This window comes from Streptomyces sp. NPDC042371, assembly GCF_056437465.1.
Genome location: NZ_JBWKAP010000009.1, coordinates 406,068 through 424,138, shown reverse-complemented (window position 1 = coordinate 424,138; position 18,071 = coordinate 406,068). Strand labels below are relative to the sequence as shown.

Genomic DNA, 18,071 nt, shown 5'->3' with positions numbered 1-18,071 from the left:
GTTGGTCACGCACCGGTTCCTCCGGGGGTGGTCCGGAGGCGGCCCACGAGTGCCGTCATCGAGGTGACGGTGCGGAAGTTGTCGAGCCGGAGGTCGGCGCCGCGGATCGAGACGTTGAAGGATTTCTCCAGGTGCACCACGAGTTCCATCGCGAACAGCGAGGACAGGCCGCCCGAGGCGAAGAGATCCTGGTCGGTGGTCCAGGAACGCTTGGTCCGGGTCTCCAGGAAGCGCAGGATCTCCTTCTCGGTGGCTGCGGAAGCGTCGTTCGTGGCCTGGTTGTCGTGGGTGTCCATCAGTTCTCCTCCTGGTAGTCGTAGAAGCCGCGGCCGCTCTTGCGGCCGAGCTCGCCCTTCTGGACCTTTTCGAGCAGCAGGTCGCACGGGGAGCAGCCGTCGTCGCCGGTGTGCTGGTGCAGCACGTTGAGCGAGTCGACGAGGTTGTCGATGCCGATGAGGTCGGCGGTGCGCAGGGGGCCGGTGGGGTGGCCGAGGCAGCCCTCCATGAGGGCGTCGACGGCTTCGGCGGTGGCGGTTCCTTCCTGTACCACCCGGGCCGCGTCATTGATCATGGGGTGCAGTACGCGGCTGGTGACGAAGCCCGGGGCGTCCCGCACGACGACCTGACGCCGATGGAGCGCCGTGAGCAGCGAGCCGACCGCGGCCATGGTGTCCTCGCCGGTCCGTGCGCCCCGGATGACCTCGACGGTCGGGATGAGGTACGGCGGGTTCATGAAGTGGGTGCCGACCACGTCCGAGGGGCGTATCGCGTGGCCCGCGAGTTGATCGATGGGGATCGACGAGGTGTTGGAGATCAACGGCGTGCCGGGGCGCACCCGCGCCGAGACGTCCGCGAGGGCTTCGGCCTTGAGTTCGGTGATCTCGGTGATGGCCTCGATGACTGCGGTGACGTCGCCGACCACGGCGGTCGTCGTGGCCGTCTCCAGGCTTCCGGGGGTGGTCCCCGTCGGCAGCCGACCCATCAGCTGCGCCATGCGCAGTTCCTGATCGATGCCGGTCTTCGCCCGGTCGAGCTGCTGGTCGTCGGTGTCGACCAGGAGGACCGGCACGCCGTGCCCGACGGCCAGCGCGGCGATACCCGTGCCCATGACTCCGGCGCCGAGGACGGCGATGCGGTGGGAGGTGTGCTGGTGCGGAGGTGTGTCCTGGCGCGGTGCTGGTGTCATGCGTCTCTCCTTGATTGCCCGGGTGTTCGGTCGTTGGTTGCCCGGGTGTTCGGTCGTTCCGGTCCGGGTCGTGCGGGGCTCGTCAAGGGCGTGCCTCACGAGGGGGTCGGGTCGGCGAGGATGTCGGTGAGCCAGCCGGAGATGGTCCGGGCCGTGGTACCGACGTGTTCCTCCATGAGGGAGAAGTGGTCGCCCGGCACGTCCACGACCGTGTGGGCGGTGGGCCAGGCGGCGCGCCAGTCGCCCGCGTCGGGGGCCGGTTCGCCGAGCGGCTCACCGGCGCGGACCAGGAGTGTCGGGGCGTGGACGGCGGGCGGCGTCCAGTCGTCCAGGAGGCGGAAGTAGCGGCCCATCGCGGTGAGGCGGGTGCCGTCCATGGGGGCGGCGCGGCCTTCGCGGGCGAACATCCCGCCGATCAGTACGTCGTTGAACTGGGTCATCCCTTGGTTGTCCGACAGGAAGGTGTCGACCAGGACGACCGCGGCGGGCCCGGCGTCCAGTGCTTCGAGGCGGGCCGCCACGCCATGGGCGAGGGTGCCGCCCGATGAGGAGCCGAGGAGGACCAGGGGCCGCTCCCCCAGGCCCGCCCGCAGGGTTGCGGCCTGGAAGTCCAGGAGCGCGTTCATGTCGGCCGGTACCGGCTCGCCGGGCAGGAAGCCGGGGGCTGCCAGGGCGCTGACTCCGTAGCGGCCGCGGAAGTGTGCGGCGAACCGGGCGTACTGCTGTGCGCCGCCGATGGCGACGACGGAGCCGAAGCAGACCAGGTGCGGGGCGTTGTCGTGCCGGGCCAGGTGCAGCAGTTCGGGGCGGGCGGTGCCGGTGGTCAGGAGGTCGGCTGCGGTGGTGAACTCGGCGCGCAGGGCGGCGGCGTTCTTCAGGAGCGCGATGCCCTCGTCGGTCTTGCCCTGTTCGCATGCCTGGCGGAAGAGGGCTGCGACCGGGTCGGCGGCGGCGCTCGTCGCGGGCTCGTCGCCGCCGGTATCAGTGGTGCTGATTCCGGTTGCGGGGGCACGGTCCTGGGAGGAGGCTGCTTCGGCGGTCAGTTCGTTGCTCAGCAGCTTGGTACTCACTAGTTCATTGCTCAGCAGTTCGGCGAGGCGGGCCGGGGTTCCGCTGTCCAGGACGCTGGTGGGCCGCAGGCGCAGTCCGGTGCGGGCGGTGAGCCGGTTGCGGAGTTCGACCGCGGTCAGTGAGTCGAAGCCGACCGAGAGGAACGCGTCGTCGCCGTTCAGGGCCTCCGCGTCGGCGTGACCGAGCGTGTCGGCCGCCTGGGTGAGGACGAGGTCCAGCAGGATCGCGGCACGCTCGTCCTCGCCGGTGGCAGCGAGGCGTCGGCGCAGTGCCGCGCTGTCGGCCGCTGCCGTGCGGGGGCGGGCAGCGGGGGCCGGGGCCAGTGCGCGCAACAGCGGCGGGACGGCCCCGTCCCGGTAGGCGGTGAGGTCGAGGTGGACGGGGACGAGGGCGGGCTCGTCCAGGGTGAGCGCGGTGTCGAACAGGGCCATACCGTCCTGCGCGCTCAGAGCACGTACACCGCTGCGCGCCATGCGCCGCAGGTCGGTGCCGGTCAGGTCGGCGGTGAGGCCGCTGCGGTCCTCCCACAGGCCCCAGGCCAGCGCGGTGCCGGGCAGCCCGGCGCGGTGCCTGGCCGTCATGAGGGCGTCGGTGGAGGCGTTGGCCGCGGCGTAGGTGGACTGGCCGGGGCTGCCGAAGACCGCGGCCGCGGACGAGTAGACGACGAAGGCCGTCAGGTCGGCGTCGCGGGTCAGCTCGTGGAGGTGCCAGGCACCGTCGGTCTTGGGCCGCAGGACGGCGCTCATCCGCTGCGGTGTCTGGGCTTCCAGGAGCCCGTCGTCGAGGACGCCCGCGGTGTGTACGACGGCACGCAGCGGGTGCTGTGCGGGAATGCCCTCGATGACCGAGGCGAGAGCGGCGCGGTCGGCCACGTCGCAGGCCGCGACGGTGACGCGAGCACCCAACTCGTCCAGTTCCGCGACCAGTTCGCGGGTGCCGGGTGCCCCGGCGCCCCGGCGGCCCAGGAGGAGCAGGTGTCGGGCGCCGTGCCGGGTGACCAGGTGGCGGGCGAGGATTCCGGCGAGGAGGCCGCCTCCGCCGGTGAGCAGGACGGTGCCGTCCGGGTCGATGGGCACGGCGGGGCGTGCGGGGCTCGTCTCCGCTCCAAGGAGTCTCGGCGCGTACAACGTGCCGTCGCGCAGGGCGAGCTGGGGCTCCTCCGCGGCCAGGGCGTCGGCCAGGGCCTGCGGTGTGGCGTCGGCGTCGTCGGTGTCCAGGAGGATGAAGCGGCCCGGGTGTTCGAGCTGGGCGGAGCGCAGCAGGCCCCAGACGGCGGCGCCCGCCAGGTCGACGGGTTCCTCGCCGGGTCCTGCCGCGCCGCGGGTGAGGACGATCAGTGGCAGGGGCGCATCGGCGGTGTCCGTGAGCCAGGTCTGGAGTCGGCCGAGGACGGCCGCGGCCGTGGCGTGGACGGCCTCGGGTCCGGTGGTGCCGGTCGGCGGGCAGGGCAGCAGCACGGCGGCGCTGCCCGGGGGCAGATCGCGGGTGCCGCCCGGCAGCGGCTCGGCGAGGCCTTCGGGCAGCAGACGTGCGTCCGCTTCCCCGAGCAGTGCCCAACTGCCGATGACGGGCCGGGCCTGTACGGATGCGAGCGGGGTCCAGCCGACGCGGTACAGGGAGCGGTTCACGGAGCGCAGCGAGTCGAACGACGCGGTACGCATCACCAGCGAGCCGATGTCCGCGACCGGCCGTCCGTCCTCGTCGGTGATCTGCACGGTCACCGCGTCCGACGGCCCGTCCTGCCCGTCGGACCCGTCGGCTGCGTCGGAGCGCAGGGCCACGCGCAGGGTCCGGGCCGGGGCGGTGGCGGTCAGGCTGACCCGGTGCCAGGAGAACGGCAGGGGTGCCCCGGCGGGGTCCCGTTCCTCGCCGCCGGGCGTGGCTCGCAGGCCCGCCGTCTGCAGGGCGGCGTCGAGGAGTGCGGGGTGCACGGCGAATCCGCCGGGCACGCCCTCGGGCAGGGACACTTCCGCGAGGATCTCCACCCCGTGCCGCCAGGCGGCGCGCAGGCCCTGGAAGGCGGGGCCGTACGCGATGCCGCGGGCATCCATGACGCGGTACAGGTCCTCGATGTCCAGAGGGGTGGCACCGGTCGGCGGCCAGGGGCGCGGCTCGGCGCGGGCGTCCGTCGGCTGCGGGCCGGGGGCGAGGTGTCCGGTGGCGTGCCGCGTCCAGGGTTGCTGCCCGCTGTCGGCGTGCTCGGGCCGGGAGTGGAAGTCGACGGTGCGCCTGCCCGTCTCGTCCGGCACGCCCACGGTCAGGCGCAGATGGACGGCGGCGCCTTGCCCGCCGCGTGCGGACGGCACTTCCGCGGGCAGGACCAGGGGTGCGGCGAGGGTGAGTTCCTCGATCAACGCGCTGCCGAGGCGGGCGCCCGCGTGGGCCGCCATCTCCAGGAAGGCCACGCCTGGGAGCAGGACGGTGCCGGAGACGGCGTGGTCGGCGAGCCAGGGGTGGGTGGCGGTGGAGAGGCGTCCGGTGAACAGGGCCGAGCCGTCCGGAAGTTCGATCGCGGCGGCGAGCAGGGGGTGGCCGGGGTCGCTCTGTCCCGTCGAAGCCGGGTCGCCGCCCGCGGGGGGCGCGGCGAGCCAGTAACGCTGCCGCTGGAAGGCGTAGGTGGGCAGGTCGACGCGGCGGGCGTGGGAACTCTCGTACGTCTTCGCCCAGTTGACGGACAGCCCGGCGGCGTCGGCCTCGGCCAGGGATGCCAGGACGCGCCGCGGTCCGCCCTCCTCGCGGCGCAGGGTGCCGATCACCTCGATGTCGTCGGCGCCCGCGTCGGCCGCCGAGTCCGCGATGCCGTAGGTGAGCGTGGGATGCGGGCTCACCTCGACGAACGTACGGTGGCCCGCGTCGATGAGGCGGCGCACGGCCGCGTGGAAGCGGACGGGTTCGCGCAGGTTGCGGTACCAGTACGCAGGGGTGAGCCCGGCCGGGGTCAGCCACTCGGCGTCGACCGCGGACAGGAGCGGGACGGCGGGTTCCTGCGGGGTGATGCCCGCGAGCGCGGTGTGCAGTTCCTCGCGCAGGGACGCCACGTCGCCGCAGTGCGAGGCGTAGTCGACGGGGATGTTCCAGGCCATCAGGCCCTGTGCGGACAGGTCGGCGACGAGGTCGCGTACGGCCGCCGCACGGCCCGCGACGACCACGACGCGCGGGCCGTTGACCGCCGCGACCGACACCTCGCCGCCGCGTGCCGCAAGGAGGGCGGTGGCTTCGTCCTGCGACATCATCAAGGTCGCCATTCCGCCGCCGCCCGCGAGGGTGGACAGGGCGCGGCTGCGCAGGGCGGTGACGCGGGCGGCGTCCTCCAGGGTCAGGGCACCGGCCACGCAGGCGGCCGCCACCTCGCCCTGGCTGTGCCCGACGACCGCGGCGGGTTCCACTCCGTGGGCGCGCCACACGGCCGCGAGGGAGACCATCACGGTGAACAGGGCGGGCTGCAGGACCTCGACCCGCTCCAGCGGGGCCGCTCCCGGCTCGCCCCGCAGGGTCGCGGTCAGCGACCAGTCGAGGTGCGGGGCGAAGGCCTTCTCGCAGTCGGCGACGCGGGTGGCGAACTCCGGGCAGGAGTCGAGGAGTCCGGCCGCCATGCGCGGCCACTGGGCGCCGAGGCCGGGAAAGACGAACACGGCTCTGCGGGTCCCGCGCGGGGCCGTGCCGCGGGCGCCGTCGGCGGGCGTGTCGCCGTTTGCGAGGGCGGCCAGTCCGTCGAGGAGCTCGGTGCGGTCCGCGCCGACGACGACGGCGCGTTCGGAGAAGCGGGAGCGCCCGGTGGCCAGGGAGAGTCCGATGTCGGCGGGGCGCAGTTCCGGGTCGGCGGCCACGTGGGCGTGGAGTGCGCCTGCCTGGGCCCGGAGTGCCGCCGCGGTTTTGGCCGACAGCGGCCAGGCGAAGGGGCCTTCGTGCTCCCCGCCCCCTTCGTCGGGCTCCTCGGTGGGCACATCGGGGGCGGATTCCACGATGACGTGGGCGTTGGTGCCGCTGGCCCCGAAGGAGGACACCCCGGCGCGGCGCGGCTGTCCCGTCCCGGGCCAGGGCGCGGCGGCGGTCAGGAGCGACACCGCGCCCTCGCTCCAGTCGACCTGCGGGGTGGGCCGGTCGATGTGCAGGGTGCGGGGCAGCAGGCCGTTGCGCAGGGCGAGGACCGTCTTGATGACGCCGCCGACGCCTGCGGCGGCCTGGGTGTGGGTGAGGTTGGACTTGAGCGAGCCGACCCGCAGCGGCCGTTCCGTGGGCCGGTGGCGGCCGTAGGTGGCGAGCAGGGCCTGCGCTTCGATGGGGTCGCCGAGGACGGTGCCGGTGCCGTGCGCCTCGACGTAGTCGACATCGGCCGAACCGAGAGCGGCGCTGTCGAGGGCCTGCCGGATGACGCGCTCCTGTGCGGGCCCGTTCGGGGCGGTCAGGCCGTTGCTCGCGCCGTCCTGGTTGACGGCGGAGCCGCGGATGACCGCGAGGACCGGATGGCCGTTGCGGCGGGCGTCGCCGAGCCGCTCCAGGAGCAGCAGACCGGCGCCCTCCCCGAACCCGGCGCCGTCGGCGGCGGCCGCGAAGGACTTGCTGCGTCCGTCGGGTGCCAGGCCGCGCTGGCGGCTGAAGCCCACGTAGAGGCCGGGCGTGGCCATCACGGTGACGCCGCCCGCGAGGGCCAGCGTGGCGTCGCCCGCGCGCAGGGCCTGGCAGGCCAGGTGGAGGGCGACGAGGGAGGAGGAGCAGGCGGTGTCCAGCGTGACCGCGGGTCCTTCGAGGCCCAGGGTGTAGGCGACGCGTCCGGAGGCGACGCTGGGGATGCTGCCGGTGCCCAGAAAGCCCTCGACCTCTTCGGGCACGCGGGCCAACCGGGACCCGTACTCGCTGTAGATGACGCCCGCGTACACGCCCGTGCGGCTGCCCCTGAGGGTGTGCGGGTCGATGCCCGCACGCTCGACGGCCTCCCACGCGGTCTCCAGGAGCAGCCGCTGCTGGGGGTCCATGGCGAGCGCCTCGCGGGGCGAGATCCCGAAGAAGCCAGGGTCGAATTCGCAGGCGTCGTGGAGGAATCCGCCCTGGCGGGTGTACGAGGTGCCGGGCGCGTCGGGGTCGGCGTCGTAGACGCCGTCGAGGTCCCAGCCGCGGTCGGCGGGGAAGCCCGTGACGGCGTCGCGCTCCTTGACCAGCAGTTCCCACAGGTCCTCCGGTGAGCGAATGCCGCCGGGGTAGCGGCAGCTCATCGCGACGATCGCCACCGGCTCGCGGGGTTCGTCGGCGAGCCTGCGGTTCTCCTGCCGCAGGCGCTGGTTGTCGAGGAGCGAGGCGCGCAGGGCCTCGACGACCTGGTCGCTGGACATGTGGTTCTTCCCTTCCTGCCGTGCCGGTTCGGGCACGTTCGGGTGCGGTGCCGGATCAGCCACGGTTGCCGTCTCCGTTGTGGGGGGCCGGGTCGGGGGCCGGGTCGCCGTCGGTGTTGCCGAGGGCCATGCGGATCAGGCCGTCCACTTCCATCTCCCGGATCGCGTCGGTGTCCTCCGCGGGGTTCTCGGGGGCGCCGGGATCCGTCAGGCGCAGCAGTGCGTCCAGGAGACCGGCGTCGCGCAGGCGGGCGACCGGGATCGCGGCCAGGCGGCGGTGCAGCTCGCGGTCCCCGTGGGTGCCGCCCGGGCCACCGGTGCCGTTGGTGCCGGGCGCGGCCGGGGGTTCGGAGGCGGGTGCCAGGCGCGCGGCCACCAGGGCGGCCACGGCGGCCGGTGTCGGATGGTCGAAAACCAGGGTGGCGGGCAGCCGCAGGCCGGTCGCCGCGTTCAGCCGGTTGCGCAGGTCGACGGCGGTCAGCGAGTCGAATCCGAGGTCCTTGAAGGCCCGTTCGGGATCGATCGCGTCGGCGCCGCCGTGCCCGAGGACGTCCGCCACGCGGGCCCGCACCAGCTCCCCGACGCGCTCCGTGCGCTCCTCGGCGCCCAGGACCGCGAGGTGTTCCCGCAACGACGCGGCCCGGCCCGCGTCGGCCGAGGCTGCCGTGCGCCGGGGCGCGCCGCGGACGAGTCCCCGCAGCAGCGGCGGCAGGGACGCTGCCTCGGTCTGTGTCCGCAGCCGGGCGGGGTCGAGGCGCAGGGGGACCAGGTGCGCGTCGTCGAGGCGCAGGGCGGTGTCGAAGAGGGCGAGGCCCTCGGCGTCGGTGAGCGCGCTCACGCCGCCGCGGGTCATGCGGCGCAGCCCGGTCGGGGCGAGTGTGTCCGTCATCTCGCCGCGCCGCTCCCACAGCCCCCAGGCCAGTGCGGTGGCGGGCAGTCCGAGGCTGCGGCGGTGCTGTGCCAGGGCGTCGAGGAAGGCGTTGCCCGCCGCGTAGTTGCCCTGGCCCGCGTTGCCGATCACGGCCGACGCGGAGGAGAAGAGGATGAAGGCGGCGAGGTCCAGGTCCTTGGTGAGTTCGTGCAGGTGAAGGGCCGCGTCGACCTTGGGGCGCAGCACGGGGTCGAGCCGCTCGGGCGTGAGCGAGGTGACGACGCCGTCGTCGAGGACACCGGCGGCGTGCACGACGGCGGTCAGGGGATGCTCAGCGGGAACGCCCGCGACGAGCTGCTGCACGGCGGTCCGGTCGGCGACGTCGCACGCGGTGAACTCGGCGTGGACGCCGCTCTCTTGGAGGTCGGCGAGCAGCTCGGCGGCGCCGGGCACCGCTCCGCCCCGGCGTCCGGCCAGGAGCAGTCGGCGCGCGCCGTGCCGGGCGGCGAGGTGGCGGGCCACGAGGGCGCCGAGTGCCCCGCCCGCGCCGGTGATGAGGACCGTGCCGTTCGGGTCGAGGGACGCGGAGGGCTCGGAAGGCTCGGAGGCGGGCCCGGGAACCGTGGTGTCCGGCGCGGTGGCTGCCGCGCCGGGCGAGGCCGTCTCCGTGACCGGCATGGCGCCCGGGTCGTCCGCCACGGGCACGCGGGCCAGCCGGGCGGCGAGCATCTGACCTTCTCGTACGGCTAGTTGGGGCTCTTCGAGGTCGAGCCCCGCCGACAGCAGTGCGAGCAGTGTGTCGTGGTCCGTCCCGTCGGTGTCCACCAGGAGGAAGCGGCCGGGGTGCTCGGACTGGGCCGAGCGGACCAGGCCTCGGGCCGCCGCGGCCGCCGGGTCGGGCACGTCCTCGCCCTCGACCGCCGCGACGGCTCCCCGGGTGAGGAACACCAGGCGGGCATCGGCGAACCGGTCGTCGGAGAGCCAGGCCTGCAGCAGCGTCAGTGTGGCGCGTACTGCGGCCCGTACGGCCTCGGCGTCCTGCCCTGCCGTGTCGCACGGCACGAGTACGGCGTCGGGCACGGGCCCGCCCTGAGTGACGGCGGCGGCGAGAGCGTCGAGGTCCGGATGAGTGTCGGGCAGCAGGCCCTCGGCACCGAGCGCGGCCCAGCGCGCGCGGTGCGGCCGGGCGGTGGGCGCGGCGGCGGGCACGGGGTTCCACTCCAGCCGGAAGAGGGAGTCGTGCGCCGGGGCCGGGGCGGTGGCGGTTGCCGAGCGCAGTGTGTCGGTGTGGACAGGCCGGACCACCAGTTCCTCCACGGTGACCACCGGGCGCCCCAGCGAGTCGCTGGCGTGCAGCGAGACGGGGTGGCGGGGATCACAGGACAGGCGTACCCGCAGGTCGGTGGCGCCCGACGCGTGCAGGGTCACGCCGGTCCACGAGAACGGCAGGCGCGCGGTGCCCGGTTCGAGCTCCGCCCCTGCGCCGTCGCCCGGCCCCAGCCACAGGCCCTGGAGCGCCGCGTCGAGGAGCGCGGGGTGGACTCCGAAGGCGGCGGCCGCCGGGTGCTGGCCCTGGGGCAGCCGTACGTCGGTGAACAGCTCGTCGCCCCGTCGCCAGGCGGCGCGCAGCCCCTGGAACGCCGATCCGTAGCCGTACCCGGAGGCGGCGAAGCGCTCGTACAGGTCCTCGATGTCGACCGGTACGGCTCCGGGCGGGGGCCAGCTCGCGTGCTCCGACTGCTCCGACAGCGCATCCGGGGCGGCCTGTCCCCCGTGTTTCGGCTGTTCCGCGACGATGCCCGTGGCGTGCGGTGTCCATCCCGCTTCGGGGGTGTCCTCAGGGCAGGAGAAGACGTCCAGGGTGCGGCGGCCCGAGTCGTCCGGGGCGCCGACCCTCAGTTGGAGCCGCACTCCCCCGCTCTCGGGCAGCACCAGGGGTGCCTGCAGGGTCAGTTCCTCCAGGATGGGGCAGCCCGTCTCGTCGCCCGCCCGCACCGCCAGTTCCACGAACGCGGCGCCGGGCAGCAGGACGACGCCCGATACGGCGTGGTCGGCGAGCCAGGGGTGGGTGTGCAGCGAGAGACGTCCGCTGAGCAGCGTCTCGCCGGTACCGGCGACCTCGAAGGACGCGCCGAGGAGCGGGTGGGCCGGGGAGCCGAGTCCCGCGGCCGTGACATCGCCCGCCCCGGCCGCGGGGTCGGGAACGGCCCAGTAGGGCCGGTGCTGGAAGGCATAGGTGGGCAGGTCGATGCGGACGGCCGCGGTGTCCGCGAACAGCCGCGGCCAGTCGACGGGGCTGCCGTGCGCCCAGGCGGTGGCGAGGGACAGGAGCAGACGCTCCATGCCGCCCTCGTCGCGCCGCAGTGTGCCGAGGACGGCCGCTTCGGTGTCCGTCGACTGCACGGTCTCCTCGACGGCCGGGGTCAGGACGGGGTGCGGGCTCACTTCGATGTACGTGGTGAAGCCCGCACCTGCCAGCACGCGGATCGCGGGCTCGAAGTCCACCGTGCGGCGGAGGTTGGCGTACCAGTAGCCCGCGTCCATCGTCGTGGTGTCGAGCCAGTCGCCGGTCACCGTGGAGTAAAGGGGGATGTCGCCCGCGACGGGCTCGATGTCCTTGAGCGCCGTGCGCAGCTCGGCTTCGAGGCTCTCCATGTGGGCGGAGTGGGAGGCGTAGTCCACGTCGATCCTGCGGGCGCGTACGCCTTCGTCCTCGCAGGCGGCGAGCAGCTTCTCCAGGGCATCGGCATCACCGGAGACCACGACCGAGGACGGTCCGTTGACTGCAGCGAGGGACAGCCGCTCGCCCCACGCGGCGATGCGTGCGCGCGCTTCCTGGGCCGAGACGGCGAGGGACACCATCCCACCCCGCCCGCCCAGTCGGGCGATGGCCCGGCTGCGCAGCGCGACCACCTTCGCCCCGTCCTCCAGCGAGAGGGCGCCCGCCACCACCGCGGCGGCGATCTCCCCCTGCGAATGCCCCACCACCGCGTCGGGCAGCACCCCGAAGGCCTCCCACAGCCGGGCCAGGGACACCATCACCGCGAACAGCACCGGCTGCACCACGTCCACCCGGTCGAGCCCTTCGCCGGACCGGACCACGTCGAGCAGCGACCACGGCGCGTGGGGCGCGAGCGCGGCCTCACACTGCTGCATGGACTCCGCGAACTCCGCTGACTCCGTGAGCAGTTGACGCGCCATGCCCGCCCACTGCGAGCCCTGGCCCGGGAAGATCAGCACGGTGCGCCCTTCGCCGTCCCGCACGCCGCTCACGGAGCAGGCCGGGGTGGCACCCGCGGCCCATTCCGCCAAGGCGGGCAGGAGCAGGGACCGGTCGGCCACGAGGGCGGCCCGGTGCTCGAAGGCGGTGCGGGAAGCCAGGGAGAGCGCGACGTCCGCGACGTCACAGGTGGTAGTGGAGCCCCCGTGCGTCAAGTGGTCCAGGAGCCGGGCGGCTTGGGCCTGGAGCGCTTCGGCAGACCTCGCCGACAGGAGCCAGGGCACGATCGGGGCGGGCAGGGGTGCCGCCGGTTCGGGGCTCGTCTCCCCCGGGGCCTGTTCCAGGACGACCGGAGCCTGCTCCAGGATGACGTGGGCGTTGGTGCCGCTCAGGCCGAAGGAGGAGACGCCCGCACGGCGCGGCCGGTCCCGGTCGGGCCAGGGGGTGGTGTCGGTGGCGAGGGCCACGGCGCCCTGGGTCCAGTCGACGTGGGTGGTGGGCCGGTCGACGTGGAGGGTCGCGGGGACGGTGCCGTGGCCGAGGGCCAGGACCGTCTTCATGACGCCCGCGACGCCCGACAGGGCCTGGGTGTGGCCGATGTTGGACTTCAGGGAGCCGATGAGCAGGGGGTGTTCGGCGGGCCGTTCCTGTCCGTAGGTGGCCAGGAGGGCCTGGGCCTCGATGGGGTCACCGAGGGTGGTGCCGGTGCCGTGGGCCTCGACCACGTCGACGTCGGCGGGCGTCAGGCCCGCGTCGGTGAGTGCGGCCCGGATGACGCGCTGCTGGCTCGGCCCGTTGGGGGCCGCGAGGCCGTTGCTCGCGCCGTCCTGGTTGACGGCGGAGCCGCGTACGACGGCGAGGACGGGGTGCCCGTTGCGGCGGGCGTCCGAGAGCCGTTCGACGAGCAGTACGCCCGCGCCCTCGCCCATCCCCATGCCGTCGGCGCTGTCGGAGAAGGCCTTGCACCGGCCGTCGGCGGCGAGCCCCCGCTGGCGGGAGAAGCTGACGAGGGCACCGGGTGTGGACATCACGGCGACGCCGCCGACCAGGGCGAGGGAGCAGTCGCCCGCGCGCAGGGCGCGGGCTGCCAGGTGCAGGGCGACGAGGGAGGACGAGCAGGCGGTGTCGACGGTGATCGCCGGGCCTTCGAGGCCGAGGGTGTAGGCGACCCGTCCGGAGACCACGCTGGGCGCGCTGCCGGTGAGCAGGTGTCCTTCGCCTTCGGTGGAGCGGGCCACGGCGGAGGCGTAGTCGCTGTAGTTGACGCCGGTGAAGACGCCGGTGCGGCTGCCGCGCAGGGCCTCGGGGTCGAGACCCGCGCGTTCGAGGGCTTCCCAGGAGGTTTCAAGCAGGAGGCGCTGCTGGGGGTCCATGGCGAGGGCCTCGCGCGGGGAGATCCCGAAGAAGCCTGCGTCGAACTCGGCGGCTTCGTGGAGGAATCCGCCGTGCCGGGTGGTGGAGGTGCCAGGGTGGTCGGGGTCGGGGTCGTAGAGCTCCGCCAGGTCCCAGCCCCGGTCGGCGGGGAACGCGGAGACGGCGTCGCCGCGTCCGGTGAGCAGCCGCCACAGGTCGTCCGGGGTGCTGATTCCGCCCGGCAGGCGGCACCCCAGGGAGACGATCGCGAGGGGTTCGTCGGAGGCTGCCGTGGCCTTCTCCTCCGCTGCTGTCCCGTCCGCTGTCCCCTCCACGCCTGCACCCAGCAGGCAGCTCCTGAGGTGGGCGGCGAGCGCGGCCGCCGAGGGATGGTCGAAGACGAGGGTCGAGGGCAGGCGCAGGCCGGTGGCGGTGTTCAGCCTGTTGCGCAGCTCGACGGCGGTCAGGGAGGCGAACCCCAGGTCCTGGAAGGCCCGCCCTGGGGGTACGGCATCGGTGGTGTCGTGGCCGAGGACGGCGGCGGCGTGGGTGCGGACGAGGTCGAGCAGGAGGCGGGACTGTTCGGCGGGCCGTCGGGCGGCAAGGCTTCGGCGGAGTTCCTTGGCGACGGGCGCCGTTGTGGTGCCGGTCTCCTGGGCGTCCAGGGCCTGCCGGGCATCGGCGACGCCTTGGAGCAGCGGACTGGGGCGGCTCGCGGTGAAGACAGGGGCGAACCGTTCCCAGTCGACGTCGGCGACGGTGACCAGCGTCTCGTCGTCGTCGAGGATCTGCTGGAGGACGGCGAGCGCACGGTCGGGGTCGATCCGCGGGAGGCCGTGCTCTTCGAGGTTGAACAGGTCCGCGTCGGCCGCCTCGGCCGCGGGCGCCCAGGGGTTCTCGGCCTGCCAGATGCCCCAGTCGACGGTGGTGGCGGTCAGCCCGCGGGCGCGCCGGTGCTGTGCCAGCGCGTCGAGGTAGGCGTTGGCGGCCGAGTAGGCGCCGTGGTCGCCGCTGCCCCAGACGCCCGCGATGGAGGAGAACAGGACGAAGGCGTCGAGCTCACGGTCCAGGAGGGCGTCGAGGTGTCCGGCTCCCGCGGCCTTGGCGGCGACGACGTGTTCGTACGCCTCGACGGGGATCGTGTCGAGGGGTGCGAGGGCGATGTAGGCGGCGGCGTGCACGACGGCGGTGGGCGGTGTGCCCGCGGCGTCGAGGGCGGACAGGAGCGCTTCGACCTGGGCTCGGTCGGCCAGGTCGCACTCGGGGAAGGTGACGCGGGTGCCTGACTCGGCGAGTTCCGCGGCCAGTGCGGCCGTGCCGGGGGCGTCCGTGCCGCGGCGGCCCGGCATGACGAGGTGGTCGGCGCCGCTACGGGCCAGCCAGCGGGCCAGGTGCGGGCCGAGGGCGCCGGTGCCGCCGGTCAGGAGCACGGTGCCGCGGGGCTTCCAGGTGCGGGCGGGGCGGGCGGGGCGGGGGGCGCGGGCGAGTCGGCGGGCGAACAGGCCGGAGGGGCGGACCGCGAGCTGGTCCTCGCCGGTCGCGTGCAGCGCGGCGCACAGCCGTTCGCGGGCGCGGACGTCGAGCACGGCGGGCAGGTCGATCAGTCCGCCCCAGCGGGCGGGGTGTTCGAGGGCGGCGACCATGCCGGTGCCCCATGCCATGGCCTGGGCGGGGGCGGTGAGCGGGTCGTCCGGCCCGGTGGACACGGCCCCGGAGGTGGCGCACCACAGGGGGGCGGTGGCGCCCAGGTCGCCGAGCGCCTGGACCAGGGCCAGGGTGAGGGCGGTGCCGGTGGGCAGGGCCGGGTGGCCGGGGTGGGGTCCCTCGGCGAGGGCGAGCAGCGACAGGACGCCGGTGAGGGGTACGTCGCCGGATGCGGCGGCCAAGGTGGCGGCGATGCGGGTGCGGTCGCTGCCGTTGCCCTGGACGAGGGAACCGTCGAACTCGGCGGTCACGACGTCCGCGCCGTGCTCGGCCAGGGCCTGAACGGCCGCGTGGGCCACGTCCGTTGCGGGGCCTTCGGTCGGCAGGACCACCAGCCAGCGGCCGGTGAGCGCGGCGGCGGGCGGTTCGGGCACGGGTTGCCAGGTGACGCGGTAGCGCCAGGCGTCGGTGACGGCGGCCTCGCTCCGGCGTCGACGCCAGTCGCCCAGGGCGGGCAGGACCTGGCCGAGCGCCTCGGGGGCGACGGCGAGCGCGTCGGCGGCCTCGGTCACGTCGCCGCGCTCGACGAGCTGCCAGAAGTCGCCGTCGTGCGCGGTCGGCGTCTCGCCGGAGGCGGCGGGCTGCAGCCAGTGGCGGCGCTGCTGGAAGGGGTAGGTGGGCAGGTCCACCCGCCGGGCGCCGGAATCCTCGTACACCGCATGCCAGTTGACGGCCACTCCGCGCACCCACAGCTGTGCGGCGGAGGCGAGGGCCCGGCGCAGTCCGCCCTCGTCGCGGCGGAGGGTGCCGGTGACCACGGTGTCGATGGCGCCCGTGTCCTCGGCGATGTCCTGGACGGGCATGGTCAGGACGGGGTGCGGCGACACCTCCAGGAACACACTGTGGCCCTGCTCGGCCAGGGTGTGGACCGCGCTTTCGAAGCGCACGGTGTGGCGCAGGTTCCGGTACCAGTACGCGGCGTCCATCGTGGTGGTGTCAAGCCGGTCGCCGGTGACCGTGGAGATCAGCGGCACGTGCGATGCGCGCGGGGTGAGGTCGGCGAGGGCGTGCAGCACCTCGTCCCGGACGCGTTCGACGTGCGCCGAGTGCGACGCGTAGTCGACGGGTACGGTGCGGGCCCGGACGTCGCGCTCCTGGCAGGCGGCGACCAGTTCGGCCAGGGCGTCGCGGTCGCCGGAGACCACCACGGCGGCGGGGCCGTTGACGGCGGCGACCGAGATCCGCTCCCCCCAGGGGGCGATCTCCCGCTCGGCCCGGGCGAGGGGCAGGGCGAGGGAGACCATGCCGCCGTCGGCATCGAGGGCGGCGATGGCGCGGCTGCGCAGCGCGACGACCTTCGCGCCGTCCTCCAGGGACAGCGCCCCGGCGACCACCGCGGCGGCGATCTCGCCCTGGCTGTGTCCGACGACGGCGTCGGGTTCGACGCCCCAGGAGCGCCACAGGTCGGCGAGCGAGACCATCATGGCGAACAGGGCGGGCTGGACGACGTCGACCCGGTTCAGGGAGGCGGCTCCGGGTGCGCCGCGCACGACGTCGCGCAGGGACCAGTCGACCAGGCCGGTCAGGGCTTCCTCGCAGGCGGCCATGGACCGGGCGAACGCCGGTGCGGTGTCGAGGAGTTCGCGGCCCATGCCGGGCCACTGGGCGCCTTGGCCGGGGAAGACCAGGGCGACGCGGCCCGGCGGTGGTTCGGCGCAGCCGGTGACGGCGGCCGTGGTCGCCGTCTCGTCGCGGGCCAGTGCGGCGAGGCCGTCGGCCAGTTCCGCCCGGTCTCCCGCCGTCACGACGGCACGGTGCTCGAAGGCGGTGCGGGTGGCGGCCAGCGAGTATCCGATGTCTTCCGGGCGGGCCTGGGGGTCGGCGGCGAGCCGGGCGCCCAGACGTGCGGCCTGGTCGCGCAGGGCGGCGGCGGTGCGCCCGCTGACCACGCAGGGAACGACGGCGGGGGCCGCCGGGCCGGGCTCCGCGGCCGCCGTCCGCTCGTCTTCGGGGGCCTGTTCGAGGATGACGTGGGCGTTGGTGCCGCTCATCCCGAACGAGGAGACGCCCGCGCGGCGCGGCCTGCCGGTACGAGGCCACTCCTGGGCCTCGGCCAGCAGGGCGACCGCGCCCGACGTCCAGTCCACGTGCGGGGTCGGCTCGGTGAGGTGCAGGGTGCGCGGCAGCAGTCCGGCGCGCAGGGCCAGGACGGTCTTGATGACGCCCGCGACACCGGCGGCGGCCTGCGTGTGGCCGATGTTGGACTTCAGCGAGCCGAGCCACAACGGCTGCTCTGCCGACCGGTGCCGACCATAGGTGGCGAGCAGCGCGTCGGCCTCGATGGGGTCGCCGAGGGTAGTGCCGGTGCCGTGCGCCTCCACGGTGTCGATGTCGGCAGCGGTCAGGCCCGCGTCGGCGAGGGCGGCGCGGATGACGCGTTCCTGCGAGGGGCCGTTGGGAGCGGTCAGGCCGTTGCTCGCGCCGTCCTGGTTGACGGCGGAGCCGCGCAGCACGGCGAGGACCGGATGGCCGTTGCGCCGGGCGTCGCAGAGCCGTTCGAGCAGGAGCATGCCCACGCCCTCGCCCCAGCCGGTGCCGTCGGCGGTGGCGGAGAAGGGCTTGCAGCGGCCGTCGCCGGACATGGCGCCCTGGCGGCTGAACTCGGTGAAGACGGACGGCCGTGACATCACCGTCACGCCCCCGGCCAGCGCGAGCGTGCACTCTTCATTGCGCAGGGCCGACGCCGCCTGGTGCAGGGCCACCAGGGAGGAGGAGCAGGCGGTGTCGACGGTGACGGCGGGGCCTTCGAGTCCCAGGGCGTAGGCGACGCGCCCGGACATGACGCTCATCGAGTTGCCGGTCATCAGGAAGCCCTGGACGGTCTCGGGGGCTCCGGCGCCCAGTTGGGCGTATCCCTGGTCGATGGCCGCGGCGAACACGCCGGTGCGGGTGGCGCGCAGGGACGCCGGGTCGATGCCGCCGCGCTCGATCGCCTCCCAGGCGCTCTGGAGCAGCAGGCGCTGCTGCGGGTCCATGGCGAGGGCCTCGTGCGGGGAGACGGCGAAGAACTCGGCGTCGAAGTCGGCGGCCCCGTCGATGAACGCGCCCTGGCACGGCACCCCGTCGGCGCCAAGGCCTGCGGTGTCCCAGCCGCGGTCGCCGGGGATGCCGGTGACGGTGTCGCGGCCCGCGACGAGCAGCTCCCACAGCTCCTCGGGGGTGCGGGCACCGCCGGGGAAGCGGCAGCTCATCGAGACGACGGCGATCGGCTCCTGGTTCCTGGCCTCGGACTCGCGCAGCCTGCGGCGGGTCTCCTTCAGGTCGATGGTGACGCGGTTGAGGTAGTCGCGCAGTTTCTGCTCGCTCACCGGGCTCCTCCGTCCGTCCGCACGGCGGTCA

4 protein-coding genes are annotated in these 18,071 nt (G+C 74.6%); all 4 read right to left on the bottom strand.

Annotation, left to right across the window (positions count from 1 at the left end; genetic code table 11):
- Positions 1 to 5: 5 nt before the first annotated feature.
- The 4 genes from AC068B_RS28435 to AC068B_RS28420 all read right to left on the bottom strand — a co-directional run bounded on the left by AC068B_RS28435 (position 6) and on the right by AC068B_RS28420 (position 18,040).
- Positions 6 to 296 carry an acyl carrier protein gene (locus AC068B_RS28435; protein ID WP_478674458.1) on the bottom strand — a complete coding sequence of 97 codons (291 nt, stop codon included), beginning with the start codon at positions 294 to 296 and terminating at the stop codon, positions 6 to 8.
- Positions 296 to 1,186: a 3-hydroxyacyl-CoA dehydrogenase family protein gene (locus tag AC068B_RS28430; protein ID WP_478674457.1), complete on the bottom strand. Its 891-nt coding sequence runs from the start codon at positions 1,184 to 1,186 to the stop codon at positions 296 to 298. Before AC068B_RS28430 ends, AC068B_RS28435 begins: the two co-directional genes overlap by 1 nt.
- A 95-nt stretch (positions 1,187 to 1,281) precedes the next feature.
- A complete protein-coding gene (locus AC068B_RS28425) occupies positions 1,282 to 7,584 on the bottom strand; it encodes a type I polyketide synthase (RefSeq protein WP_478674498.1) in 6,303 nt (2,100 codons plus the stop codon).
- Positions 7,585 to 7,639: 55 nt separating this feature from the next.
- Positions 7,640 to 18,040 carry a type I polyketide synthase gene (locus AC068B_RS28420; protein WP_478674456.1) on the bottom strand — a complete coding sequence of 3,467 codons (10,401 nt, stop codon included), beginning with the start codon at positions 18,038 to 18,040 and terminating at the stop codon, positions 7,640 to 7,642.
- Positions 18,041 to 18,071 lie beyond the last annotated feature (31 nt).

What these genes read in the sequence shown, in the direction of transcription:
- AC068B_RS28435 (WP_478674458.1), bottom strand. Translation starts at nt 296, where the DNA reads ATGGACACCCACGACAACCAGGCCACGAACGACGCTTCCGCAGCCACC.
- AC068B_RS28430 (WP_478674457.1), bottom strand. Translation starts at nt 1,186, where the DNA reads ATGACACCAGCACCGCGCCAGGACACACCTCCGCACCAGCACACCTCC.
- AC068B_RS28425 (WP_478674498.1), bottom strand. Translation starts at nt 7,584, where the DNA reads ATGTCCAGCGACCAGGTCGTCGAGGCCCTGCGCGCCTCGCTCCTCGAC.